The 2325-nt window shown below is 66.4% G+C and carries 2 protein-coding genes; one reads left to right on the top strand and one right to left on the bottom strand.

Features of this window, described 5'->3' with window-relative positions; genetic code table 11:
* The first annotated feature begins 42 nt into the window (after positions 1-42).
* Positions 43-1158, top strand: a complete 1116-nt coding sequence (locus KZA10_RS12665; protein WP_374196588.1) for an AI-2E family transporter — start codon at positions 43-45, stop codon at positions 1156-1158.
* Positions 1159-1218: 60 nt separating this feature from the next.
* Here KZA10_RS12665 and KZA10_RS12660 read toward each other — a convergent pair whose 3' ends face one another.
* Positions 1219-2133: an ABC transporter substrate-binding protein gene (locus tag KZA10_RS12660; protein WP_218683048.1), complete on the bottom strand. Its 915-nt coding sequence runs from the start codon at positions 2131-2133 to the stop codon at positions 1219-1221.
* Positions 2134-2325: the final 192 nt, after the last annotated feature.

Here is a 2325-nt window from a genome sequence, read left to right as displayed (position 1 = left end):
CCCGGGCGCCGTCGGCAGTCCGCATCCGGCTCCGCCGCCGCGGTGATCGCGTCGGCGGCCGACTCGCCTCGTCCGGTCGTGATCGAGCCGACCACGCCGAGCCGCTCCTTCTGGACGCGCATCGACCGTCCGTTCGTCTTCGGGTTCCTGGTGACTCTCGGCGGCCTGGGCGCGATCGTGATCGGTCTCGCGCTGTCGAACCTGTCCACGGTGCTGATCTACATCGCACTGGCCCTGTTCGGTGCGCTCGGGCTCGACCCCGCCGTGCGTTTCCTGGAGCGCCGCGGTCTCTCCCGCGTCATCTCGGTCGTCATCACGATCCTCGCGCTCATCGTCGTGTTCGCCCTGGTGATCTGGATGATCGTCCCCGTGGTGATCGATCAGATCGTGAGCTTCGTGCAGTCCGTGCCCGGCATGATCAAGGACTTCACCCACAGCGACATCTACGGAACCCTGGAAGCGCAGTTCGGCGATCAGTTCCAGGACCTCGTGGCCCAGGTGCAGTCGTTCCTGACCGACTTCGGCAACCTGGCCACGATCGGCGGCGGCGCCCTCGCCGTCGGCGCCTCGATCGCCACCAGCATCTCCGGCGCCATCGTCGTGCTCGTCCTCACGCTGTACTTCCTCGCATCGCTCCCCACCATGAAGCAGGGGATGCTGCGTCTCGCTCCGGCCCGCGACCGGGCTCGCGCCGGAGACATCGCCGACCAGATCACCGACTCGGTGGGCGGTTATGTGATGGGGATGGTGATCCTGGCGTTCTGCAACGCGACGCTGGCCTTCCTCCTGTACCTGTTCCTCGGACTGCCGTTCCCGCCGCTGATGGCGGCGATCGCCTTCTGCATCACGCTGATCCCGCTGGTCGGCTCCGTGCTCTTCTGGATCCTCGGCACCTGTCTCGCGCTGTTCACCAACCCGATCGCCGCCCTGGTCTTCGCGGCGATCTACCTCGTCTACATGCAGATCGAGGCGTACGTGATCACCCCGCGTGTGATGAACAAGGCGGTGTCTGTCCCCGGTTCGCTGGTCGTGATCGGTGCCCTGGCCGGAGGCACCCTGCTCGGTCTGCTCGGTGCCCTGGTGGCGGTGCCGGTGACCGCGTCGATCCTCATCATCATCAAGCAGGTCCTCGTGCCGAAGCAGGACGCCAGGATCTGACCCCCGCAACGACGAAGCGCCCGGACCCTGTGCGGGTCCGGGCGCTTCTGTCTGTGCGACTCAGCTGAGGTCGTTGTCGGACAGCCACTTCTTGGCGATGTCCTCCGCCGACTTCTGGTCGACCGTGCTCTGCACGTTGAGGGCGACGAGCTCTTCCGCGGTGAGCTTCTTGCTGACCGCGTTGATCACGTCGGAGATCTCGTCGGCGACGTCGCTCGATGCGATCGGCACGACGTTCGAGGCCAGGATGATGTTCTCCGGGTCTTCGAGCGCGACGATGTCCTCGGTCTGGAACGCCGGGTCGGCCGAGTAGATGTCCGCCACCTGGATCTCACCGGCGAGCAGGGACTCCAGCGTGGTCGGGCCGGTCGCGGAGAATCCGAGGTCGACGCCGTAGACCTCCTTGGCCTTCGCGGGGCCGTAGGGGCGCTGCTCGAACTCCGGTGCGGCGCCGATCGTGACCGGGGTGGTCACCTTGGAGAGGTCGCCGATCGAGGTGAGGCCGTTCTCCTCCGCGAAGCTCTTGAGCACCGTGTAGGTGTCCTGGTCGGAGGCTTCGGCGTAGTCGAGAGCGGTCAGGCCGTCGGGCAGGGCGTCCTTCAGCGCCGCGTACACGTCGTCCGGGCTCGTGGCGGTCGCATCCTTGTCGAGGTACTCGAGCAGGTTTCCGGTGTACTCGGGGAACAGGTCGATCGCGCCGGACTCGACGTCGGGCATGTAGGCGTCGCGCTGGCCGATGCTGAACTGGCGGTCGACCTTGATGTCGGCACCCTCGAGCGCCTGGGCGTAGATCTCGGCGATGATCTCGTTCGAGTAGTAGGCCTGCGAGCCGATGACGATGGTGTCGTCTCCGGAGCTCGATCCTTCACTCGGGGTGTCGAGCGGGTTGCTGTTCGCGCAACCGCCGAGGACGAGCACCGCGGCGAGCGCTGCTCCACCGGCGAGGGCGAGACGTGACTTCCGTGCTGTGAACATGGGACTTCCTCTTCTCTGGGACAACGGGGGTGAGACTGTGGGACGATGTTGCGGCTGTGGGAGGACCGCGGCATCCCTCAAGCAGGTGCTCACGGCCAGCGCATCGGACGCCGATAGCGACACCGTCGACGCCGAAGACGTGCTCGCCGACGTCATGGCACGGAACGTCGGGGTCGGCACGATCTCGTTCCT

The sequence above is a fragment of the Microbacterium sp. BF1 genome (assembly GCF_019279095.1).
In the GTDB taxonomy this organism is placed as follows: domain Bacteria; phylum Actinomycetota; class Actinomycetes; order Actinomycetales; family Microbacteriaceae; genus Microbacterium; species Microbacterium maritypicum.
This window is presented reverse-complemented; position numbering and strand designations above follow the sequence as displayed.

What these genes read in the sequence shown, in the direction of transcription:
- KZA10_RS12660 (WP_218683048.1), bottom strand. Translation starts at nt 2,133, where the DNA reads ATGTTCACAGCACGGAAGTCACGTCTCGCCCTCGCCGGTGGAGCAGCG.